The sequence below is a fragment of the Streptomyces sp. MK7 genome (assembly GCF_032658145.1).
GTDB lineage: Bacteria > Actinomycetota > Actinomycetes > Streptomycetales > Streptomycetaceae > Streptomyces > Streptomyces spiralis.
In genome coordinates this window covers 1-15,908 of sequence record NZ_JAVACL010000056.1, presented here as the reverse complement: position 1 = coordinate 15,908, position 15,908 = coordinate 1, and the positions used below count along the sequence as shown (strand labels likewise).

The window sequence follows — 15,908 nt, the reverse complement described above, 5'->3', positions numbered from 1 at the left end:
TCACTTCCCCTCGGTGCGGTTGGCCCGCAGATAGAACACCGCGAACACCGCGGAGACCAGGATGAGTACGTTGCCGACGACCGCGCCGGCCCCGAAGTCCAGCTGCACGAACGAGTTCTGGTAGGTGAGCGTGCCCAGGGTCTGGGTGGCGTCGGCCGGGCCGCCGTCGGTGAGGGCGAGGATCAGGTCGAGGATCTTCACGGTCGACATGAAGCCGAGCACCAGGACGACCGTGATCACCGGCCTGAGCATCGGCAGGGTGACGGAGCGGAAGGACCGCCAGGCCGAGGCGCCGTCCAGGGAGGCCGCCTCGTAGAGCTCCTTGGGGATCTCCTGGAGACCGCCGTAGAGGATGACCATGTTGAACGGGATGCCGATCCAGATGTTGACCAGGATCACCGACAGCAGGGCCATGCCGGGGCTGGTCAGCCACGGGGTGTGCCCGCCCAGGCCGATCGCGTCCAGGAACGAGTTCAGCACGCCCGTGTCCTGGTCGAGGATGCGCCGCCACACGATGCCGGACACCACCATGGGCACCAGCCAGGGCAGCAGGATCAACGACCGCAGCACGCCGTTGAGAGGGAACCGGCGGCTGAAGAACACCGCGAGGGCCAGGCCGATGCAGAACTGCCCGAGCAGCGACCCGGCGGTGAACACCAGCGTGTGCCACAGCGCCTTGCCGAACAGGGCGTCCTGGAAGACCTTCGACCAGTTGTCGAGGCCGTTGAAGGGGGCATCGCCGGTGAAGAAGGTCTGCGGCGTGTAGTGCTGGAAGCTCATCACGACGTTGCGGACGAGCGGGTAGCCGAAGAACAGCAGCATGAAGACGACCGCGGGGGCGACGAACCCCCACTGCGCGAGGCGGCGCCGCAGCCGGAGCCGTCGCGGATCCGAGGCGCCGGCGGTCTGCCGCGCCGCCGAGGGCGCGGGGACGGTGACGGTGGACGTGGTCATGGACGCGTACCTCAGTTCCCGCTGGTGGCCCGCTGCTGGGCGCGCTTCAGGGCGGACGTGCTGGACTCGCCGGTCAGGGCCGACTGGAAGGCGCTCTGCAGGGCCGGCGACACGCTCGACCATCCGGCGCCCACCTCGGCCGTACGGGAGCGGGCAGCGGCGACCTGGTCGGCGAGGGCGTCCAGCTCGGGCACCCGCTTGCGCCACTGTGCGGCGGCCTTCTCGTTGGCCGGGACCATCCAGCTGTTGAGCGCGTAGGTCAGCTGCTCCTTCTCACTGGACAGGCAGGCGACGATCCGCCCCGCCGTCTTCTCCCGCGCCCTGTCCCCGGTGCTGGGCACGGTCAGTACCGCACCGCCGAGGGGGCCCACGGACTTGTCCCCGGCCTTCGGCACCGGGATCCGCGCGATGCCCCAGTGCAGCGACTTCTTGGTGTCGAGCGTCTCGACCTGCCACGGGCCGTTGATCATCATCGCGGCGTTGCCCGCCATGAACTGGTCGTTGACGTCCGCCTGGGTCCAGCTGACCGTCGACTTCGACAGCGAGTGGTCCTTCAGCAGGGACTTCCAGAAGTCCAGGGCCTCGACCACCCGGGGTCCGTCGAGCCGTCTCTCGTCGCCGCCGTTGGACCACATGAACGGCGTGAACTGGAAGACGCCGTCCTCGGCGCCCCCCGCGCTGAGCGCCAGGCCGTACTGCTTGCCGTGGGTGAGCCTGCGCGCACTCTCGCGCAGCTCGTCCCAGGTGGTGGGGACCTTCAGCCCCGCCCTGGCGAGGATGTCCTTGTTGTAGAACAGGGCGAGCGTGTTCACCGATCGGGCCGCGCCGTAGTACGTCCCCTTGTAGGAGCCGAAGTTCACGATGCCCTGGGGGATGTCGCCGGTGCCCAGGCCCAGCGTCCTGAGGTCGATCAGCCCGCCGGCCTCGGCGAACGTCGGCATCTCCGAGGCGTCGAACTGCACGATGTCCGGCAGCGACTTCGAGGACGCCATGCGCAGCGCCTTGTTCATCACCTGCGCGGCCGGGACGCTCTGCTGCTCGATCGTGACGCCGAGCTGCTTGCCGCACCGGGCCATCGCCTCGGCGTCCCAGCGGTGGTAGGTCTCGTCGGTCGAGGAGTTCAGCACGGTGTACGTGTCGCCGTCGGGCTGCCGTCCGCATCCGGTCAGGGCCGCCCCGGCGATCAGGACGGAGACGACGGCGAGCGGTACCACGGCCCGGCGGGAGCGTCCGCCGCGGCACGCGGTGGCCGGATCCCGTCCCTGCCGGCCGACGGTCCACGACGTGAACCGGTACCGGGTGGTGGCGTTGAAGCGCTTCGACATCCTGCGGCCCTTGCTGTCGTATCGCCCGGCGGTCAGCCGGTGCCTTTGTTTGCTGGGATGACTAATACGGCAATCCCTCGCGTCGCGCTAGACCCGAACCCGTGTCGGCTCGCACAGGTCCGAAGTGCGACTCCGTGTTTGTCAGGAGAAATCTGCTGGTCAGAAGGGCGATCGTGGCTCAGCGTGCCTTCGTCCGTCATTTGTTCTGTGTACGATCAAAGTCCGGGAGACAGCCTCCGAGGTCCCCGCCGAACAGCCCCGCTCCCCCGAGGAAGACCATGAAGTTCACCAACGGGTTCTGGCGCATCCGCGACGGCGTCCAGCTCGCGTACGCCACCGAGGTACGTGATCTGCGCGTAGCGTCGAAGCGCTTCACCACCTGGGCCGCCGCACAGAAGGTGAGCCGCAGAGGGGACACGCTCAACGCGCCGCTGCTCACCGTCGACTGCTTCTCACCCGCCGAGGGCGTCATCGGTGTGCGCGTCACCCATCACGCCGGCCGCCGGCACCCGGGCCCGGACTTCGCCCTCGCGGCCGAGCCCGGCGGGGCGGGCGAGGTGCGCCAGGAGGGCACCGTCACCGAGCTGGTCAGCGGCCCGCTGACCCTGCGCCTGGACCGGGCCGCCCCCTGGACCCTGACCTTCCACGACGCCGACGGGCGGAAGCTGACCCGGGCCGGCCGCAAGGGCACCGCCTTCGCCACCACCGACGACGGCGCCCACCACATCCTCACCCAGCTCGCGCTCGGCGTCGGCGAGCAGGTCTACGGACTCGGCGAGCGCTTCACCCCGTTCGTCAAGAACGGCCAGGTGATCGACGTCTGGCAGGCCGACGGCGGCACCAGCAGCGAGCAGGCGTACAAGAACATCCCCTTCTACCTGTCCTCGCGCGGCTACGGCGTCTTCGTCAACCACCCCGGCGCGGTCTCCTTCGAGGTCGGCTCCGAGTCCGTCGGCCAGGTGCAGTTCAGCGTCGAGGACCAGACGATGGAGTACTACGTCGTCGCCGGCCCCACCCCCAAGGACGTCCTCACCCGCTACACCGCCCTGACCGGCCGCCCGGCCCTGCCGCCCGCCTGGTCCTTCGGCCTGTGGCTGACCACCTCCTTCACCACCGACTACGACGAGCGGACGGTCATGTCCTTCGTCGACGGCATGGCCGAGCGCGGCATCCCGCTGTCCGTCTTCCACTTCGACTGCTTCTGGATGCGCGAGTACCAGTGGTGCGACTTCGAGTGGGACCCCGAGGTCTTCCCCGACCCGGAGGGGATGCTCGCCCGGCTGAAGGCCAAGGGCCTGAAGGTCAGCGCCTGGATCAACCCCTACATCGCGCAGAAGTCCCCGCTGTTCGAGGAGGCCGCCGAGCTCGGGCACCTGGTGCGCCGGCCGAACGGCGACGTGTGGCAGTGGGACCTGTGGCAGGCCGGCATGGGGCTGGTCGACTTCACCAGCGCCGACGCCCGGGCCTGGTTCCAGTCCAAGCTGAAGCCGCTGCTCGACCAGGGCGTGGACTGCTTCAAGACGGACTTCGGCGAGCGCATCCCAACCGACGTGGTCTGGCACGACGGCTCCGACCCGGAGCGGATGCACAACTACTACACCCACCTGTACAACCAGACGGTCTTCGAACTCCTGGAGAAGGAGCGCGGCCAGGGCGAGGCCGTGCTCTTCGCCCGCTCCGCGACGGCGGGAGGCCAGCAGTACCCCGTGCACTGGGGCGGCGACTGCTGGTCGTCCTTCGAGGCCATGGCCGAGTCGCTCAGGGGCGGCCTGTCCCTGTCCCTGAGCGGCTTCGGCTTCTGGAGCCACGACATCGGGGGCTTCGAGGGCACGCCCGACCCGGCGGTCTTCAAGCGCTGGCTGGCCTTCGGCCTGCTGTCCTCCCACAGCCGCCTGCACGGCTCGACCTCCTACCGGGTGCCGTGGGAGTTCGGTGACGAGGCCGTCGACGTCGCCCGCCGGTTCACCCTGCTCAAGCACCGTCTGATGCCCTATCTGTACGGTGCCGCCGTCGAGGCCCACCGCACCGGCGTACCGGTGATGCGGCCCATGGTCCTGGAGTTCCCGCACGACCCGGCGTGCCGCCCGCTGGACCGTCAGTACATGCTGGGCCGCGAGCTCCTGGTCGCCCCGGTGTTCACCGAGGACGGAGAGGTGGAGGTCTACCTCCCCGAGGGCACCTGGACCCATCTCCTCAGCGGCGAGCGGGTCACCGGCCCGGTGTGGCGCACCGAACGGCACGGCTACGACAGCCTTCCGCTCTACGTCCGCGAGGGCGCCGTCCTGCCGCTGGCCGCCGACGAAGGCCGGCCCGACGGCGACTGGCTGGACGGTCCCACCCTGCTCGTCCACCCGCCGGCCTCGCCCGAGTACGCCACCGAGGCAGGCGTGCCCGACCCGACCGGCGCACTGGCGGCCGTGTTCCGCGTCCGCCGCGAGGGCGACCTGCTCGCCGTCACCGCGGACGGCACCGACCGGCCGTTCACGGTGCGCGTCGCCGGCGGCGCGAGCGCGCGGGGGACGGGCGAGGTGACCGTGCCGCTGCACTGACCCCCGCGCGGGGCCGGTCGGCGGGCGTCGTACGGTCGTCGCCCGTCACACCATGGGCGTGTCGGAGCCCTCGCCCTCGCGGCGCAGGAGCTCCGACGGCTCGCCGGCGAGCGGGCCCGGCGACGCCACGGCCGGTCCGGCGGGGCCGGGCAGCCCCGAACGGGCGGCCGGGTCGAGCAGCGCCTGGTAGGGGCCGACGGCCGGAATACCGATGCTGTGCAGAGCGGCCCAGACCGTCACCTGGTTCGCGGACAGCACCGGGATCCGCAGCTCCGCCTCCAGCTGCGGGATCACGTCGTACGTCGGCAGGTTGGTGCAGCTGATGAACAGCGCGTCGGCGCCGTCGGCCACGCCGCCGCGCGCCATGTCCAGCACGGCCTGGTACGGCACGCGCCAGATCTCCCCGGTCAGGCCGAGGTAGGCGCGCCCGGTCACGGTCACGCCGCCCTCGGCCAGATAGGCCTCCAGCGCGTCGGTGAGCGACCTGGTGTACGGGGTGATGACCGCGACCCTGCGGGCGCCGAACTCCGCCAGTGCGTCGAGCAGCGCGCCGGAGGTGGTGGTCGCCGGGATCGGCACCACCTGGCGCATCGCCGCGCACATGGACCGCTCACCGGCGATGCCGTCGATGAAGCTGCCGGACGTGCAGGCGTACGCCACCGCCTCGGGTCCGACGGCGCTCAGCGTGAGCACCGCGTCCCGCAGGGTCTGGTGCTCACTGACGATCCTGGCCATGTGCGGGGACACCTCGACCGGAACGTACGGCGTGCGCGTCAGATGGAGCGAGACGTCGTCCGGCGCCCAGCGCCACAGCTCCCGGTCCAGGGCGAAGTCGAACGGTGCGACGACCCCGAGACCGCGCTGCGGAGCGGGACCGCCGAGAACGGTGATGTCCAAGGCAACTCCTGGTGGGGTGCTGGTAAAGTCCTGGACAGGTCCTGGCCGGGAGGGAACGACGTGACATCGCACGCGTCGCCTCCCGCAACACGGCCGTGCCGCTTGCGTGTTCGGCGGCGTCGAGGCGTCCCGCGGCCGTCGTGACACCGGCGCCCGCCGACGGCGGTGCGGTGCCCACGAGCGTCAGTGTGAGGTCGGGCCCGACCGCAGGACCAGCAAGATTTTCCTGCGGCTGCCGTTAGTGTTCCTACATGTTCGAAGTACGGCGGCTCAGGTTGCTCAGGGAGCTGGCCGCGCACGGTACGGTCGCGGCCGCCGCCGAGGCCTGTGCGCTCACTCCGTCGGCCGTCTCGCAGCAGCTCGCGTTGCTCGAACGGGAGGCGCGCACCCAGCTGTTCGTCCGGGACGGCAGGCGGCTGCTGCTGACGGAGGCGGCGAAGGTGCTGGTGGCGCACACCGAGATCATCCTGGCCCAGCTGGAGCGGGCCCGCGCGGACGTGTCCGCGCTCGACCACCGGGTGCAGGGCACAGTGCGGCTGGCGGCGTTCCCGAGCGCCGCGAGCGGTGTGGCCGCGCCGGCCATCGCCGCCTGCCGGGCCTACCACCCGGACCTGAACATAGCCCTGAGCGAGGAGGAGCCGGCGCAAAGCCTGGTCGACCTGCGCATGCGCCGCATCGACATCGCTCTGGTGTACGAGTACAACCTGCTGCCCCGGCTGCCGCAGTCGGGCGTCGAACTCCAGGCCGTGCTCCAGGAGCCCTTGTTGCTGGCCCTGCCGAGCCGCCACCCGCGCGCCGACGCCGAGGGACCGCTGACCCTGGAGGCGTTGCGCGACGAGCACTGGATCGCGCCGCGCCGGGACCACTCGCTGCGCACGGTGCTGGAGCGCGCCTGCGCGACCGCGGGCTTCACCCCGCGGCTCGACTACATCAGCGACGACTACACCGTCGTACTCGCGTTCGTGCAGTCCGGACTCGGGGTCTCGCTCGTGCCGCCGCTGCTCGTGGAGCAACTGGCCGCGGACGTGACGCTGCGGCCGGTGGAGAACTTCACGCTGACCCGCACGGTCTCCATCGCCACCCGGGCGGGCAGCGGTGCCGACCCGGCCGTCAACGCCCTGGTCCTGGCCCTGCGCCGGGCGGCCCGCCAGGGCTGATACCGCCTGCCCCGTCGCGGCGGACCGCTCGGCGTCCGACTCAGCCGAGCACCTCGGCCACCGCCTCGGACCACAGGTCCAGGCCCTCGCGCACCTGTTCGGCGGTGACCACGAGCGGCGGGATCATGCGGACCACCTGGCCCTGGGCGCCGCAGGTGAGGAGCAGCAGCCCGTGCCGCCCGGCGGCCGCCTGCACCTGGGCGGCGGTCTCGCCGTCGGGGAGGCCGTCCGCCGTGACGAACTCGGTGCCGGCCATCAGTCCGAGCCCGCGCACATCGCCGATCCCGCCGGCGCCGTCCGCAGGGTGGCGGGAGGCGACCTCGCGCAGGCCCGCGACGAGTTCCGCGCCCCGCTCGGCCGCGTTCTCCACCAGTTTCTCGTCCCGGACGACGTCCAGGGTGGCGATCGCCGCCGCGCACGCGACCGCGTTGCCGCCGTAGGTGCCGCCCTGCGAGCCGGGCCACGCCTGCTCCATCAGCGCGGTGGGCGCGGCGATGGCGGACAGCGGAAAGCCGCTCGCCAGGCCCTTGGCGGTGACCACGATGTCGGGGCGGACGGCGAAGTGGTCGTGGCCCCAGAACCGGCCGGTGCGGCCGAACCCGGTCTGCACCTCGTCCACGATCAGCAGGATGCCGTGCCGGTCCGCCCGCTCCCGCAGGCCCCGCAGGAACGCCGAGTTGGCCGGTACGTATCCGCCCTCTCCGAGCACGGGCTCGACGATGAAGGCCGCCGTGTCGGCCGGGGCGGTGACGGTCGCGAGCAACTGGTCCAGCTCGCGCAGCGCGAACGCGGTGGCCCTCGCCTCGTCCCAGCCGTAGTGGAAGGCGTAGGGGAACGGGGCGATGGCCACACCCGGCATCAGCGGGCCGAAGCCCGAGCGGAACTTGGTCGCCGACGTGGTCAGGGACGCCGCGCCGATCGTCCGGCCGTGGAAGGAGCCCTGGAAGACGACGATGTTGGGCCGGGCGGTCGCCTGCCGGGCCAGCCGCATGGCGGCCTCGACCGCCTCGCTGCCCGAGTTGACGTAGAACAGCGAGTCCAGGCCCTCGGGCAGCACTTCGCCGAGCCGCTCGGTGAGGGTGAGCAGCGGGCGGTGCAGGACGGTCGTGTACTGGCCGTGGATCAGCGTGGCCACCTGGCGCTGGGCGGCCTCGACCACGCGGGGGTGGCAGTGGCCGGTGCTGGTGACGCCGATGCCGGCGGTGAAGTCGAGGTGGGCGCGGCCGTCCTCGTCGTACACGTGGACGCCCTCGGCGCGGGCGGCCAGGACGGGGGTGGCCTGCTTCAGGACGGGGGAGAGCTGGCTCATGTCGACTCCCTCGCAGTCGAGGTTCGTAGGATTGTCAACAACCTACATTCATGCAAGCATGGGTGGCGCCCGTTGTCCACGACCCCGTTCAACCCGGCCGGCCGGAACCGACGAACAGGAACCGACGAGCAGGAAGCGACGCGCCGGGAGCCCGGGCGGGAGTCCCCACAGCACTGGGGGTGCGCAGTGACCACACAGGCCGAACACGAGCGGGCGGTGGTGGACGCCGTTCCCACCGGCCTCTTCATCGGGGGCGGTTGGCGGCCCGCCGGCTCAGGAGCCGTCTTCGAGGTCGAGGATCCCTCGCTGGCCCGGCCGCTGTGCACCGTCGCCGACGCCGGAGCCGCGGACGCCCTCGACGCACTGGCCGCCGCGCACGGCGCCCAGGCGTCCTGGGCGGCGCACCCACCGCGCGAACGCGGCGAGATCCTGCGCCGCGCCTACGAGTTGATCCACGCGCGGATCGACGATCTGGCCCTGCTGATGACCCTGGAGATGGGCAAGCCGCTGACGGAGGCACGCGGCGAGGTGGCCTACGCGGCCGAGTTCTTCCGCTGGTTCGCGGAAGAGGCCGTACGGGTCGAGGGCGGCTGCGCCGTCTCGCCGGACGGCAGGGACCGGCTGCTGGTCATGCGCCGCCCGGTCGGGCCCGCACTGCTGGTCACACCCTGGAACTTCCCCCTCGCCATGGGCACCCGCAAGATCGGTCCCGCGGTCGCCGCCGGCTGCACCATGGTTGTCAAGCCGGCCGAACAGACACCGCTGTCCATGCTGGCGCTCGCGGGCATCCTGGCCGAGGCCGGACTGCCCGACGGCGTGCTCAACGTCGTCACCAGCAGCCGGCCGGGCGAGGTGGTCGAACCCCTGATGCGGGACAGCCGGCTGCGCAAGGTCTCCTTCACCGGCTCCACCGCGGTCGGGCGGCTGCTGATCGCCCAGAGCGCGCAGCAGGTGCTGCGGGTGTCGATGGAGCTCGGCGGCAACGCGCCGTTCATCGTCTGCGAGGACGCCGACCTCGACGCGGCCGTCGAGGGAGCGGTGCAGGCCAAGATGCGCAACATCGGTGAGGCGTGCACGGCCGCCAACCGCCTGTACGCGCACGCGAGCCTGGCCGGCGAGTTCGCCCGCCGGCTGGCGCGGCGCATGGGCGGTCTGAGGGTCGGGCGCGGCACGGAGCCGGGCGTCGAGGTCGGACCGCTGATCGACGAGGACGGCCGGGGCAAGGTGCGCCACCTGGTCGGCCAGGCCCTCGACGGCGGGGCCAAGGCGCTGACCGGCGCCGAGTCCCCGGCGGGCGACGGCTACTTCTACGCGCCCACGGTGCTCGTGGACGTCCCCCCGGACGCCGCTCTGCTGCACGAGGAGATCTTCGGTCCTGTGGCGCCGGTCATCCCTTTCGACGACGAGGACGAGGTGATCGCGGCCGCGAACGCCACGCCGTACGGCCTCGTGTCGTACCTCTACACGGAGAACCTGCGGCGCGCCTTCCGGATCTCCGAGCGGCTGGAGACCGGAATGATCGGGCTGAACAAGGGAGTCGTCTCCAACCCGGCGGCCCCGTTCGGCGGCGTCAAGCAGTCCGGGCTCGGCCGCGAGGGCGGCCGGGTGGGCATCGAGGAGTTCCTGGAGACCCGTTACCTGGCGATGCCGATGGACTGACGCCTCCCGGCAGGGGACGGGGCATCGCACAGCACACCACCCGAGCGACGCACCGGCCGGCGGGCCGGGGAACGGAGGGCGCCGAGAGATGGACCGCCACATCGAGATCTCCCTGGAGAAGCGCGGAGTCAGCTGCGTGGCCAGGCTGCTGGACGACCGGGCGCCGCGCACCTGCGAGGCGGTGTGGAACGCCCTGCCGCTGGGCAAGGACGTCTTCCACGGCAAGTACGCGCGCAACGAGATCTACACACTGGTACCGGCGTTCGCGCCGGAGGAACCGGGCACGGAGAACCCGACGATCACGCCGATCCCCGGCGACGTCGCCTACTTCTCCTTCGCCCAGTGGCAGTTGAACACCAGCTCGCACGGCTACGCCCAGGGCGGCCGGCCGCAGGCCGCGCAGCGGATCGTGGACCTCGCCGTCTTCTACGAGCGCAACAACCTGCTGCTCAACCCGGACACCGGCTTCGTGCCCGCCACGATCTTCGGCACCATCGTCGAGGGCCTGGACCGCATGGCCGAGGCGGCGCAGGACCTGTGGCTGTCCGGTGTGATCGGCGAGTCGCTCGTCTTCCGCCGGGCCTGAGCGGCGACCAGGCGGCACAGGGCGGTGGCCCGGGAGCCACCGCCCTGTGTGCGTACGGCGCTCAGCCGCGCGGCGTCACCGGCGCCGCCGACACCGTGCCCTCGGCCGCCAGGGCCTCGAACAGCGCGTGCGAGGCCCGCAGCACCAGGCCGTCCTGGTGCCGGGCCCCGACCAGCTGCACTCCCACCGGCAGCCCGTCGGACGCCGTACCGCACGGCACGGTGGCCGCCGGCTGCTGGGTCAGGTTGAACGGGTAGGTGAAGGGCGTCCAGCCGGTCCACCTGGTCAGGCCGCTGCCCGGCGGCACCTCGTGGCCCGCCTCGAACGCGGTGCGCGGCAGTGTCGGCGTGACCAGCAGGTCGTAGGTGCGGTGGAAGCGGCCCATCAGCACCCCGAGCGCCATCCGCGCCTCCACGGCACCCAGATAGTCCAGGGCACTCATCGACGCGCCCAGGCGGCACACCTCCTGAAGCCCCGGATCGAGCCGCCCGAACTCCTCGGGGGACAGGTGCTCCACCACCTTGGCGGCGCCGGTGAACCACAGCGTGTGGTACGCCTCGACCGGGTCGGCGAAGCCCGGGTCCGCCTCCTCCACCTCGGCCCCGAGACCGGCCAGCACGTCGACCGCGTGCCGGACGCGCGCGGTGACCTCCGGCTCGACCGCGGCGCCGGCGAGCGTCGGGCTGTAGGCGACGCGCAGCCCGCGCACGCCCTGATCCCCGTCCAGTTCGGCACGGAAACCGCGCTCGCGGGGCGGCAGTCCGGACCAGTCGCGGTCGTCGGCGCCGCACAGCACGTCCATCATGAGCGCGGCGTCGGCGACCGTACGGGTCATCGGCCCCGCGTGCGAGAGGGTGCCGAAGGGGCTCGCGGGGTAGAGCGGGATCCGCCCGTAGGTGGGCTTGAACCCGAAGATGCCGCAGAAGGCCGCCGGGATACGGACCGAGCCGCCGCCGTCGGTGCCCACGGAGAGCGGGGCCAGCCCGAGCGCGACGGCGGCCGCGCTGCCCCCGCTGGAGCCACCGGACGTGCGCGTCACGTCCCACGGGTTGCGGGTGACGCCGGTGCGGGGGCTGTCGGTGACGCCCTTCCAGCCGAACTCCGGGGTGGTCGTCTTGCCGACGAGGACGGCGCCGTGTTCGCGCAGGCGCGCCACCGACGGCGCGTCCTGTTCCCAGGGCGCGCCGGGGTCCGTGCTCAGCGAACCGCGCAGCGTGGGCCGGCCCTTCGTCAGCAGCAGGTCCTTGATGGAGACCGGCACCCCGTCGAGCAGGCCGCACGGCTCACCCCGCCGCCAGCGGTCCGCGGAGGCGGCGGCGTCACGGCGGGCCGACTCGGGATCGACCAGGCAGTAGGCGTTCACCAGCGGGTCGAGCCGCCCGATCCGGTCGAGCACGGCGTCGGCGACCTCGACGGGCGAGAGGCTCCTGTCCCGGTAGCCCGCGACCAGTTCGGTGGCGGTCCGGGCGCACAACGCGTCCGGCGCGTCGGGCCGCCCGGCCCGGCCCGCGCCGGTGTCCCGGTCGGTGGCTGCGGTCATGACGAGCCCTCCTCGGTGTGCGGGGTGCCGCCCGGTGCCTCGCCGACGGGCACGTACCCCAGGGTCTTGTCGACGACGTTGCGCAGGGGCCGGCCCGCGGCCCAGCACGCGAAGTTGGCGAGGAACAGCTCCGCGAGGTCCTCCAGCCAGCCGTGGGTGTCGGCCGACATGTGCGGGGAGATCAGCAGTCCCGGCACGCGCCACAGGGGGCTGTCGGCCGGCAGCGGCTCCTGGCGCAGCACGTCCAGCGCGGCCCCCGCGAGCCGGCCCTCGTGCAACGCCGCCACCAGGTCGTCCTCCACGACGAGCGGGCCGCGGCCGACGTTGACGAACCGTGCGCCGCGCTTCATCCGTGCGAACAGGGTCGCATCGAACAGGTCCGCGGTCTCGTCGGTCAGCGGCGCGGCGCTCACCAGCCAGTCCGCCTCCGGCAGCAGACCGGGCAGTTCACCGAAGCCGTGCACCCGGCCGAACTCGGCGTCGTGTGGGCGGGCCCTGCGGGAGACCAGTGTCACCCGCAGCCCGAGGGCGCCCAGCACCCGGGCCACGGCCCGGCCGATGGGGCCGCCGCCGACCACCACCGCCCGGGTGCCGGCCACGCGCTCGGTCGCCCGGTGCTGCCAGGTCCCCGAACGCTGGCGGTCGAGGGTGCCGGGCAGGTCCTTGGCCATGGCGAGGACCAGTCCCGCCACGTATTCGGCGATCGGTTCCTCGAAGACACCGCGGGAGTTGGTGATCACGGCGTCCGAGCGCAGCAGCGCGGGGAAGAGCAGCTTGTCCACGCCCGCGCTCGCAGTGTGCACCCAGCACGGTCCGCCCTCCTCGGGCCAGGCGGCGGGCAGGGCGTCGGTCAGGAAGTCCCACACCAGCAGGGCGTCGGCCGCGCGCAGCGCGTCGGCGAGACCGGCCTCGCCGACGCGGCGCAGCCGGGCGCGGTCCTTGATGCGGTCCAGGAGCGGCGGCTCCTGTTCTCCCAGCACGACGACGAGGGGGAGTTCGGTCGTCCTCATGCCCAGCCCTTCGGTCGCTGCGATGCGCGCCTGGTCCGGTCCGCGTCGGTCCTTGGAACCGATTGACACCCTAGGGGCCCTTCCGTAGGATTGTCAACAATCTACAGTCGGCCCCGGGAGGGCGATCGCAGTGGCTGACCGCATCACGACGGTGGGTTTCCTCTACCCCGGCCACTCCGCGGAGGACGACTATCCGCTGCTGGAGGACCTGCTCGGCCCAGGAGTACGACTGCCCCTCGCGCACACGGACATGGGGGAGGACGCGCACCGGGTGGACGCCCTCCTGGAGATGGGCGCCATCCACCGGCTCACCCGGGGACTGGCGGAACTGCGGCACCACGACGTGGACGCCGTCGTGTGGGCCTGCACCAGCGCCAGCTTCATCTACGGACGCCACGGCGCCGGCCAGCAGGCCGCGGAGCTCGCCCAGGCCGCGGGCGTCCCGGCGTCCAGCACCTCCTTCGCCTTCGTGCACGCACTCCAGGCGCTCGGCGTGCGCAGCGTCTCCGTCGCCGCGACCTATCCGGAGGACGTCGCCGGGTACTTCGTCCGCTTCCTTCAGGAGTCGGAGGTGCGGGTGGCGCAGGTGTCGGGAAGGGGCATCGTCACAGCGGCGGAGGTCGGTACGCTCTCCCGCGAGCAGGTCCTCGACCTGGTCAAGGCCAACGACCACCCGGACGCGGAGGCCGTCCTGCTCCCCGACACCGCCCTGCACACAGCCGCCTGGCTGGACGAACTGGAGGGGGCCGTCGGCAAGCCGGTGCTGACCGCCAACCAGGTCACCGTCTGGGAGGGACTGCGGCTCGCCGGGGACACCGCTCCGCGGACCGGCCTCGGACGGTTGTTCCGTCAGGGCGCCACCCCGCCCACGCCGTCCGCCGCCGGCTGACGGCGGCACCGAAGAAGGAGAAGAGAACATGCCGGGAGCCAAACGGCTGCAGCCCGTCAGACGGGAGCCCGCCGCTGCCGCGATCGCCCGCCGGCTGACAGAGGCGATCATGGACGGGACCCTGGCGCCCGGCACCCAGCTCGGGGAGGCCGAGCTGGCCGCGGAGCTCGGCGTGAGCCGGGGCCCACTGCGCGAGGCGATGCAGCGGATCGTCCAGCAGGGCATCGCCCACAGCGAACCGCACCGCGGAGTCTTCGTGACGACCCTCACCGAGGACGACGTACGGGACATCTACCTCGCCCGCACCGCGGTCGAGTCCGCCGCGTGCCGGCTGATCCTGCGACGCGATCCGCAGGGTACGGCGGACCGGCTCGCGGCGGTGCACCGCGCCATGGCGGAGGCCGCGCGACGCGGCGACCCCACGGCGCTCAGCGCGGCGGACACCGAACTGCACCAGGTGCTCGTCGAGGAGTCCGGCAGCCCCCGCCTGAAGCGCATGGCGCAGACACTCTTCGTGGAGACCCGCATGTGCATCACGGCACTTCAGGACAAGTACCCGGTGCCGGACGTGATGGTCGACGAACACGCCGCGATCATCCAGGCCATCCGCGACGGAGACGAGGAGCGGCTGCTGCGGCTGGTGGACGATCACATGCAGGACGCCGTACGGAGGCTGACCGAGCGGCCGGAGGAGGCGGTCCCAGGGGTGCCGCCGCGACCGGAAGCCGTCAGCGGTTGACCCCCGGTGCCTCGGTGCGCGGCAGGAAGGGCGAGCGGGGCGCCCCAGGCGGGGCCCGGGACCGGAGCGGATCCCCGGCCCGTGCACGACAGGCCGGGGATCCGTGTCAGGCGCCCGGTGTGCGGAGCGCCGGCCCCATTACGGCGGGCCGGAGTTCCGCGACGCCGGCGTCGCTCGGCCGGCTCAGTAGTCGTCGCCCCTGTCACCCTTGTGGCGCTCGACGACCCTGAAGCTGGCCACGACACCGTCCCTCACCCTCACGCCGCGGGTGCAGCCGGGCTTCACGCCGTCGCTGGTGCTGTGGGGGCCGACGGTGGCGATGGGCGCGCCGTTGTCACAGGTCGCGCCGCGGAACACCTCGACGGTACGGCGGCTGTCGTTGCGGACGTTGAGGCTGGTGGAGCCCAGGCCGCTGACCACGGTGATGCAGCCGCTGGGACGGGCGGAGTAGGACCGCTCGTTGATGTGGATCCAGCCCTTGTCGAAGTCCCTGTCGCCGCCGCGGTCGCCGCCGCGGTCGCCGCCGCGGTCGCCGCCGCGGTCGCCGCCGTGGTCGCCGCCGCCACCGCCACCGTAGTCGTTGTCGTCATCGTCGTTGTTGCCGTTGTTGTTCCCCTTGTTTCCGTTGCGGCTCTGCGTGCCGCCGTCCAGAGGAGCCTGGGCGGGAGCGGGCGCGTGCCGGACGACGGCGGGGGCCGGGGCCGTCGGGGCCTCGGGCGCGGAGGCGGCCGCGGCGTAGGTGATGCCGGTCGCGGTCAGGGCTGCGGCCGCCGCGACGGCCGCGCTGATCGCGTGCGATCGGGTCTTGATCATGGCACTGCTTCTTCCTGTCTCAGAGATGAGATCGGCTCGGCGGCCGATGTGTGATTGAACGTACTAACACCCCCAATAGCTGTCATTTCAGGCATATCGAAAGCGAGGCTTCACGGGGTCGACGGGGGCGTCCAGGGCGTCGTCCGGAGAGCTGATGCGATGTCAAAAGAGTGTGGGGTACTGGCCGATTGACTGGCGATTAGGCCTTACAGGTGATTCCTGATGCCCGCTCACCCGTGTGGCGGCGGGCCGGGCGGAGTTCTCGGCGCGTCGTGCTTGACGTGCGGGCCGCCAAGGTGGTGGGCGGGCGCCGCGACGCGGCCCGCCGCGGCGGGCCGCGCGCTGGCCTTCGTCATGCGGGGGCGGTCACGACCCGGTCGGGCACGGTCGCCTGCCAGACGGCGAGGAGCAGCAGGAGGGCCACACCGGCCGCTGCCGCTCTCAGCAGCGGCGGCATCCCGATCAGACCCTTCCGGGGGCT

General features: G+C 72.2%; 13 protein-coding genes. 6 read left to right on the top strand and 7 right to left on the bottom strand.

Annotated features, from left to right (window positions below):
• Both R2S09_RS35515 and R2S09_RS35510 read right to left on the bottom strand, forming a co-directional pair.
• Positions 1–954 carry a carbohydrate ABC transporter permease gene (locus R2S09_RS35515; RefSeq protein ID WP_306192087.1) on the bottom strand — a complete coding sequence of 318 codons (954 nt, stop codon included), beginning with the start codon at positions 952–954 and terminating at the stop codon, positions 1–3.
• A gap of 11 nt (positions 955–965) precedes the next feature.
• A complete protein-coding gene (locus R2S09_RS35510) occupies positions 966–2,279 on the bottom strand; it encodes a sugar ABC transporter substrate-binding protein (protein WP_306192085.1) in 1,314 nt (437 codons plus the stop codon).
• Between the two features lie 278 nt (positions 2,280–2,557).
• On the opposite strand from R2S09_RS35510, the gene yicI reads away from it, so the two are divergent.
• Positions 2,558–4,828, top strand: a complete 2,271-nt coding sequence (yicI, locus tag R2S09_RS35505; protein WP_316745401.1) for an alpha-xylosidase — start codon at positions 2,558–2,560, stop codon at positions 4,826–4,828.
• Between the two features lie 45 nt (positions 4,829–4,873).
• On the opposite strand, the gene R2S09_RS35500 is transcribed toward yicI, so the two are convergent.
• Positions 4,874–5,725: an aspartate/glutamate racemase family protein gene (locus tag R2S09_RS35500; RefSeq protein ID WP_306192083.1), complete on the bottom strand. Its 852-nt coding sequence runs from the start codon at positions 5,723–5,725 to the stop codon at positions 4,874–4,876.
• Positions 5,726–5,976: 251 nt separating this feature from the next.
• Here R2S09_RS35500 and R2S09_RS35495 point away from each other — a divergent pair, with 251 nt between their 5' ends.
• Positions 5,977–6,882, top strand: a complete 906-nt coding sequence (locus R2S09_RS35495) for a LysR family transcriptional regulator (RefSeq protein WP_306192082.1) — start codon at positions 5,977–5,979, stop codon at positions 6,880–6,882.
• A 40-nt stretch (positions 6,883–6,922) separates the two neighbouring features.
• Here the strand turns inward: R2S09_RS35495 and R2S09_RS35490 are convergent, their stop codons facing one another.
• On the bottom strand, positions 6,923–8,191 hold the full coding sequence (locus R2S09_RS35490) for an aminotransferase class III-fold pyridoxal phosphate-dependent enzyme (RefSeq protein WP_316745400.1): 1,269 nt from the start codon (positions 8,189–8,191) through the stop codon (positions 6,923–6,925).
• A gap of 186 nt (positions 8,192–8,377) precedes the next feature.
• Here R2S09_RS35490 and R2S09_RS35485 point away from each other — a divergent pair, with 186 nt between their 5' ends.
• A complete protein-coding gene (locus R2S09_RS35485; protein WP_399145397.1) occupies positions 8,378–9,850 on the top strand; it encodes an NAD-dependent succinate-semialdehyde dehydrogenase in 1,473 nt (490 codons plus the stop codon).
• 88 nt (positions 9,851–9,938) lie between these two features.
• Complete coding sequence (locus R2S09_RS35480) at positions 9,939–10,436, top strand: DUF3830 family protein (protein ID WP_306192080.1); 498 nt, start codon at positions 9,939–9,941, stop codon at positions 10,434–10,436.
• A 61-nt stretch (positions 10,437–10,497) separates the two neighbouring features.
• Here the strand turns inward: R2S09_RS35480 and R2S09_RS35475 are convergent, their stop codons facing one another.
• Positions 10,498–11,976 (bottom strand): amidase, encoded by a 1,479-nt coding sequence (locus tag R2S09_RS35475; protein WP_306192079.1) that lies wholly within the window; start codon positions 11,974–11,976, stop codon positions 10,498–10,500.
• On the bottom strand, positions 11,973–12,986 hold the full coding sequence (locus R2S09_RS35470) for a D-2-hydroxyacid dehydrogenase (RefSeq protein WP_306192078.1): 1,014 nt from the start codon (positions 12,984–12,986) through the stop codon (positions 11,973–11,975). The genes R2S09_RS35475 and R2S09_RS35470 overlap by 4 nt, the downstream gene beginning before the upstream one ends.
• Positions 12,987–13,128: 142 nt before the next feature.
• Between R2S09_RS35470 and R2S09_RS35465 the strand changes: the two genes are divergently transcribed.
• Positions 13,129–13,875 carry an aspartate/glutamate racemase family protein gene (locus R2S09_RS35465; RefSeq protein ID WP_316745411.1) on the top strand — a complete coding sequence of 249 codons (747 nt, stop codon included), beginning with the start codon at positions 13,129–13,131 and terminating at the stop codon, positions 13,873–13,875.
• A 28-nt stretch (positions 13,876–13,903) separates the two neighbouring features.
• On the top strand, positions 13,904–14,614 hold the full coding sequence (locus R2S09_RS35460) for a GntR family transcriptional regulator (RefSeq protein WP_306192077.1): 711 nt from the start codon (positions 13,904–13,906) through the stop codon (positions 14,612–14,614).
• 183 nt (positions 14,615–14,797) lie between these two features.
• Here R2S09_RS35460 and R2S09_RS35455 read toward each other — a convergent pair whose 3' ends face one another.
• Positions 14,798–15,427: a hypothetical protein gene (locus R2S09_RS35455; protein WP_316745399.1), complete on the bottom strand. Its 630-nt coding sequence runs from the start codon at positions 15,425–15,427 to the stop codon at positions 14,798–14,800.
• Between the last annotated feature and the right edge of the window lie 481 nt (positions 15,428–15,908).